Source organism: Actinoplanes sp. NPDC026623, assembly GCF_040638275.1.
Classification (GTDB): domain Bacteria; phylum Actinomycetota; class Actinomycetes; order Mycobacteriales; family Micromonosporaceae; genus Actinoplanes.
In genome coordinates this window covers 1-6,416 of the sequence record NZ_JBEZXZ010000315.1, presented here as the reverse complement: position 1 = coordinate 6,416, position 6,416 = coordinate 1, and the positions used below count along the sequence as shown (strand labels likewise).

Here is a 6,416-nt window from a genome sequence, read left to right as displayed (position 1 = left end):
CCGCCGTGCCGCCGAGGCCGAGCACGAGCGCGCCGACGGCACCGGCGCGCACGACGCCGCGGCGCGAGATCTCGGCGTTGACGACGTCGCCGAGGTAGGGGTTCGCCGACTCGTTCGGCACGGGATGGTCGCACGCGTTGCCGCAGCGGTAGAGGCAGGTCATCGGATCGCGTCCGCCGTGGCCGGCCTGGCCGAGCAGCGGGAGCAGCCGGGGTCGTTCGGTCATCAGATGGGACTCCTCAGAGGGGAAGATCGCTCACCCGCGCCGGGGAACGGCCGGCGGTGAGCGGCGGATGTCGTCGTGGTGGGAACGACCGGTCAGGCGTGCTCGGCTCGCGGCTCGGGGACCACCACCGCTGTCTCGGCCGGGCGCCGGGCTTCGGCGGCGCCAGGCCGATCCGGCCTCGCCGACGCGGTACACCGTGCGGTGCGCCGCCCAGGCGAGTCGGACGAACCAGCGCGGCGGCAGCCACTGGACTTCGGTTTGCGCTCGTCCGGCATGTCGCACCCCTCGGCCCACGCTAGTGCGCGGCGCAACCGCTCGCTCACCCGTACGGGATGGAGCGAGCGCGGGGCGCCGGATTCCGGCCTGCGGCCCGGGGTCGCCGCCGTACCGTGGGCGGGTGCGCACGCTCGTGTTCTCCGCCGCCGTGGTGCTGCTGGTCAGCCTGCTGACCGTGCTGGTGATCCTGCGCCGCGGCGGCGGCGAACCGGACCTGCTGAGCGCGCAATTGCGCGACCTGACCGCCCCCGAGCCGCCGCCGGATTGACGACACGACACGCGGCTCGTACTTTCGGTCCGTTCGGCATCATCCGTTTGGTCTAGCGTAGTTGCGGCGAGGCAACTAGGGGACCAGGGAGTTCTTGGATGATCACGAAGACCGCCGGGCGTGCGCCGCAAGCCGGCGCCGACGCCGGTGAACTGCTCCTCGCCCTGGCGGCCGTGCCGGTGGGTGACCCGTCGCGGCCGGGCCTGCGCGCCCGGGTGATCGAGGCGTGGCTGCCGCTCGCCGGTCACCTGGCGAGCCGCTACGCCGGCCGCGGCGAGCCGGACGACGACCTGCTGCAGACCGCGGTGGTCGGTCTGATCAAGGCGATCGACAAGTTCGACCCCGGCCTCGGCACCGACTTCCCCGGCTACGCGATACCGACGGTCATCGGCGAGATCAAGCGGCACTTCCGGGACCGGACCTGGGCCGTCCGGATGCCGCGCCGCCTGCGGGAGCTGAGCCTGGCCGTCACCGCGGCGACCGGCGATCTGACACACCGGCTGTGCCGCTCGCCGACGGTCGCGGAGATCGCCGCGCACCTCGAGATCACCGAGGAGGAGGTCCTGGAGGGGCTGGAGGGCGCGCGGGCACAGGACGCCGCCTCGCTGTCGGTGCGGGTCCCCGGCGCGGGCTTTCCCGGCGAGCACCTGGGCGTCGAGGAACGGGGCTATGAGCTGGCCGAGGCCCGCGTCGCGCTCGGCCCGGCGCTGGCCTCGCTCGACGAGCGGGGGCAGCGCATCCTGACCCTGCGCTTCTACGGCAACCTGACCCAGACGGAGATCGCCGAGCAGGTCGGCATCTCGCAGATGCACGTCTCCCGGCTGATCGGCCGGGCGCTGGTCAAGCTGCGCGGGCAGTTCGCGTAGAAAAGAACGGTGGGCCGGAGCTCGCGGCTCCGGCCCACCAGGGGTGTTGCGGTTACGGGACGGCCGGGTAGTCCGGCACGTACACCGGAACGCCGATCTTGGTGGTGTCGGCCGGCTCGCCCACGCCGTTGACGACGTGGTCGATGATGCCGGCGCGGAGATTCACCGTCATGATGTGGTGCAGCTTGACGCCCGGACGGTCCGGCGCCTCGAAGCCGTTCTCGGTGTGGATCGCCGGGTTGTTCTGGTTGAACACGTAGACGCCCGCGCCGTACAGCTTGTGGTTGCGGACCTTGCTGCCGACCTTGTAGCCGGCCCAGCCCTCGGTGCCGTTGTCGTTCATCCAGTCCGCCTGCGTCGGCGGGTCGTACGGCAACTCGTTCTGGTAGAGCACCGTCGTGCCGTTTTCGCCGTTCCAGACCGTGTTGTACTCCTGGAAGTGCTCCACGAACAGGCCGGTCGCGGTCACGTTGTCGCCGTTGATGACGGCGCCGTTGCGGCCGATGTTGGTGCGCCAGCGCTGGGTGTCGCCGTTCACGCCCTCGGTGAAGCCCTCGACGCCGTGGTCCGCGCGCCACACCCAGGTGTGGTCGATGAGCACGTTGTCGCTGTTGACCTCGAGCGCCACGTCGGCCTTGCCGATGTGCGGGCCGCCGACGCGGAAGTACACGTCGGACAGCGTGGTCGGGTTGCTCGCCGAGCTGAGCCCGAAACCGTTCTTGTTGCCGACCTGCAGCAGCGTGCGCGACTCCTTGGTGCCCGCGTCGACGGTCACGCCGGCGATGATGACGCCGGGCACGTCCGCGACCCTGATCGGGGTCGCGCCGTTGACGGCGGTCAGGGTCGCGTGGCCGATGCCGAGCACCACCTGGTTGGGGCGCCAGACGTTGATGCTGTGCGCGATGTCGTACACGCCCGGGGTGAGCAGCAGGTGCTTGCCCAGGGCGAGGTTGGCGTTGATCAGCCACACCGGGTCGGACGGCTTGGCGACGAAGAAGTCGCTGAGCGGGATCGTGCGGCCCGGGGTGAGCCCGGCGGCGAAGGAGGTGCCGCTGGAGTTCTTCTGCGCCGAGGGCACGCGCACGTTGTACTTGCCCTTGGCGTCGACGAACAGGTACGGCTTCTCCCGGCTGACCGGGGTCTGCGCGAGCGTGGTGTACGGCGGGCTCGGGAACGCGGCGTCGTCCGGCGCGCCCTGCACCCCGGCGAACACCTGGTTCCACACGCCGTTGGACCAGCTGTTGACCTTGCTGTTGCGGGTCAGCCACTGCTGCTGCGAACCGCTGATCACGTCCGGCATGTTCGAGTCGGCGATGAAGCCGCCGCTGGCGTACTGCGGTCCCGCGGTGCAGTAGTCCATCAGCGACAGGTTGCCGCCGCTGATGTCGAGGCGCCGCAGCGAGACCGCCTGCGACACCGCCCAGAAGTTCGCCGAGGCCCGGCAGCCGTCCTGCCCCGCCCCGTTGACCTTGATCGACAGGTTGGAGAGGGTACGCCAGAAGTTGACGAGCGCGAGGCAGTTGCTGGTGCCGCCGTCGGCCAGGCAGCGGTTGTAGACCTCCACCTTGCCGTTGATGACCACGTCCGACGGGGACGCGCCGAGACCGGAGATCTCGGTGTAGTAGCCGACCTTGATCTGCAGCGGCTTCTCGGCCGTGCCGTAGGTGCCGGGCTTGAACAGGAACGCGTACCGCTCGGTACCCATCTCGTTGTCGACCTGACGCGCGTGCGTGGCGTCGAGCGTCGCCTGGATCTGGCTGATCGGCATGCTCGGGTCGAAGACGGTCACGTTGGCCCCGAGGCCCGGCCCGGCGGTCCCCGACAGCGGGGCGGCCTCGGCGGCCGTACCCGTGAGCGTGCCGGTGGCCGTCAGCGCGAGAGCAAGAGCGAGTATGCGGGCCAGATTCCGGCGCAGCGGCCGGGTCCCGGCGCGACGTCCACTGCCGGTGGGGCGTGTCGTCATGCGTTGAAGTCCTTTCTGTAACCGTGCTGCAATGAATCAGGTCACAGAAAGCGATAGACGAAGCCGCATGTCAAGCGGCGTCCCACCGCCCCGGTGTGCCATTAGCGGCTCGATCAGGACAACTCGCCTGAGTTCCGGAACCGGTTACGTACGAACGGGTAAGCCGGGGAGGCTTCGCGTACCGGGGCCGCATCCGATGGCGCGGAACCCCGCGACCGCCCGCTCGCGGTGCTCCGCGGCGTCGAGTCCGAGCGGCGAGCGCTGCCCCGCGGCGAGGTGGCGGCCGAACTCCTCGTGGGCCCGGGCCAGCTCGTAGGGCATCCGCAGCCGCTCGGCCTCGTGGATGGCCCGGGCCCAGGCCCGCCGGGCGTCGTGGGTGCGGCCGTCCAGCCAGGCGGACCAGCCGAGGCAGACGAGCGCCCGCGGCGTGGCCATCGCGAACCGGCGGGCATAGCGGCGCAGTCGGCGGGTGCCGGCGACGGCGGTCGCCCTCAGCTGCGCCGGGCGGGCGTACTCGCCGCCGAGCTCCAGCATCGTCAGGCAGAGCTCGGGCACGCCGGCCTGCGCCTCGAGGGCGTACTGCTCGAACGACGGCCCCGCGCCCGCGAGGTCGTCGGCGGCGCGGACGGACAGCCACGCCTGCGCGGCCCGCCCGGCGGCGAGGTGCAGCCGGGCCGCGACGACGTGCACCCGGGCGGCGTCGACGCCGCTGGCCTGCGGCAGCAGCCGCACGGCCTCGTCCAGCCAGCGCGGGAGGACCGGATCGCCCGGGTCGACACGCAGCGTCGTCTCCATCAGGCTCAGCAGGCCCCACAGGTGCACCACCGGGTCGCGCCGGCCGGCACCCGCGGCCATGCCCTTGGCGGCCGAGGCGAGCGCCTCGTCGTGCCGCCCGGCCAGGTGGTATGAGACCGCGGAGGCCAGCAGCAGCTCGTCCGCCCATCGATACATCGGCGTCTCGTCGCACAGGACCAAGGCCCGCGCGGTGCCCGCGTCGATCGCGGCCCAGTCGCCGGTGCCGGTGCCGTGCAGGGTGCACATGATCGCGACCCAGCAGGCGGTGATCGGGTTGGTGGTCCGCTCGGCCGCCGCGCAGGCGGCGCGGATGTGCCGGCGGGCGAGGCGGTGGAATCCGGCGGTGCCGAGGACCATGCCCAGGCCCGCCTGCGCCCGCAGGGTCAGGTCGAGATCGCCCGACCGCTCCGCCTCGTTGAGCGCACGGATCGAGGCCGGCAGGACCGCGAGGTGCTCCTTGAGCACCCAGTAGACCTCGCTGATGGTGAAGTTGGTCGCCGCCCGCTCCCGGGCCGCGGCGCGCCGCGACGGCCGCGCGAGCCGGCCCCGGAGCCGCAGCGCGCGCAGGGCCCGGCCCGCCATCTGCAGGCTGAACACGGACAGCCGTCCGGGCGTCGATCCCGGCACGGGCGAGTCCAGCGCGCCCAGGGCCTGTTCCAGGTGGTCGCGGGCCGGGACCGCCGCGCCGAGCTGCTGATGCGCCTCGCCGAGCATGCGGTGCCAGCGGCCGCGCTGCAGCCGGGTGCCGGCCGGGCGGTCCAGCGCCGCGGCAAGCGCCGCCTGCGCCTCCCGGAACCAGCCCAGGTGCCGGTACAGCGACCAGACCCGCAGCAGGTGGGCGTCGAGCACGGCGGGGTCGGCCTCGCGCACGAGCAGGTCGGTGGCCGCCCGCAGGTTGTCGGCCTCGACGTCGGGGAACCCCGGATCCTCGGGGAGGAACTCCGCCGGGGCGGGCAGCAGGGCGGCGTAGTGCTCCGCGTGGCGCCGCCGGGTCCGCGCCTGCTGCTCGGCGTCCGCCGCCAGGCGCTCGGCGGCGTACTGCCGCAGCAGTTCGTGCATGTCGTAGCGGCCGTCCTGGCCGACCGTGATCAGCGACTGGTCGACCAGGCCGGCCAGCAGCGGCAGGCCCGCGTCCGCCACCGCGGCGGCGGCGTCGAGGTCGAAGCCGCGGCGGAAGACGGAGAGCCGGATCAGGGCACGCTCCTCCTCCCCGGTGAGCAGGCCCCACGACCAGCCGATCACGGCGCGCAGGCTGCGATGGCGCCGCTCGACGTCCGGCGCCGTGGTCTCGAGCAGCTCGAGGCCCTGCCCGAGCCGGTCGGCGATGGCCGCCGGGCGGGCGGAACGCACCCAGCGGGCGGCCAGCTCGATGGCGAGCGGCACACCGGACACCAGCCGGCACACCTCCGCGGTCCCCTCGAGGTCGGCGCCGGTGAGGAAGCCGGGCCGCAGCAGCCGGGCCCGCTCCTCGAAGAGCTGGACCGCCGGGTAGCCGGCCGCGCCGGCGCCGGCACCAGGCGGCGGGCAGGGCAGGCCGGCGACCTCGACGAGCCACTCCACGCCGAGCCCGAGCTGCCGCCGCGAGGTCACCAGCGTCTGGATGCCCGGCGCCCGGCGCAGCAGGTGATCGATCACCCCGGCGGCGCCGCGCAGATGCTCCAGGTTGTCCAGCACCAGCAGCAGCTCGCGGCCGGCCAGGTGGTCGGCGAGCAGGTCGAGCGGGTCGCGGGGCACCGCCATCGGCAGGCCCAGCACCCGGGCCAGCGCCGCGACCACCAGGTCGGCGGACTCGTCCGGCCCGGCCGGGCCGGTGCCCGCGAACGACACGAAGACGGCACCGTCGCGGTGCCGGTCGTGCCGGGTCGCGGCGACCTCCACCGCCAGCCGGGTCTTGCCGATGCCGCCCGGACCGACCAGGGTCACCACCCGGCATGCGGGGTCGTCGAGGAGCCCGTCCAGGCGGGCGAGCTCCGCCCCGCGTCCGATCAGGGTGGTGAGCGGGCGGGGCAGGGCCGGCGCGGC

Annotated in this window: 3 protein-coding genes and 2 pseudogenes; 2 read left to right on the top strand and 3 right to left on the bottom strand. The window is 73.3% G+C overall.

Annotated elements, in window-relative coordinates; all coding sequences use genetic code 11:
* A pseudogene (locus AB0F10_RS43330) lies at positions 1-226 on the bottom strand (phosphatase); the annotation flags it as partial.
* 397 nt (positions 227-623) lie between these two features.
* Here AB0F10_RS43330 and AB0F10_RS43325 point away from each other — a divergent pair.
* Together AB0F10_RS43325 and AB0F10_RS43320 are read left to right on the top strand one after the other, a co-directional pair.
* On the top strand, positions 624-770 hold the full coding sequence (locus AB0F10_RS43325) for a hypothetical protein (protein WP_360639838.1): 147 nt from the start codon (positions 624-626) through the stop codon (positions 768-770).
* A 98-nt stretch (positions 771-868) separates the two neighbouring features.
* The gene (locus AB0F10_RS43320) at positions 869-1,636 is read left to right on the top strand and encodes a SigB/SigF/SigG family RNA polymerase sigma factor (protein WP_360639835.1); all 768 of its coding nucleotides are present in this window, start codon (positions 869-871) and stop codon (positions 1,634-1,636) included.
* 52 nt (positions 1,637-1,688) lie between these two features.
* On the opposite strand, the gene AB0F10_RS43315 is transcribed toward AB0F10_RS43320, so the two are convergent.
* Together AB0F10_RS43315 and AB0F10_RS43310 are read right to left on the bottom strand one after the other, a co-directional pair.
* Complete coding sequence (locus tag AB0F10_RS43315; RefSeq protein WP_360639832.1) at positions 1,689-3,599, bottom strand: adenylyl cyclase; 1,911 nt, start codon at positions 3,597-3,599, stop codon at positions 1,689-1,691.
* A 144-nt stretch (positions 3,600-3,743) separates the two neighbouring features.
* Positions 3,744-6,416 (bottom strand): annotated as a pseudogene (locus AB0F10_RS43310) (hypothetical protein); the annotation flags it as partial.

What these genes read in the sequence shown, in the direction of transcription:
- AB0F10_RS43320 (WP_360639835.1), top strand. Translation starts at nt 869, where the DNA reads ATGATCACGAAGACCGCCGGGCGTGCGCCGCAAGCCGGCGCCGACGCC.
- AB0F10_RS43315 (WP_360639832.1), bottom strand. Translation starts at nt 3,599, where the DNA reads ATGACGACACGCCCCACCGGCAGTGGACGTCGCGCCGGGACCCGGCCG.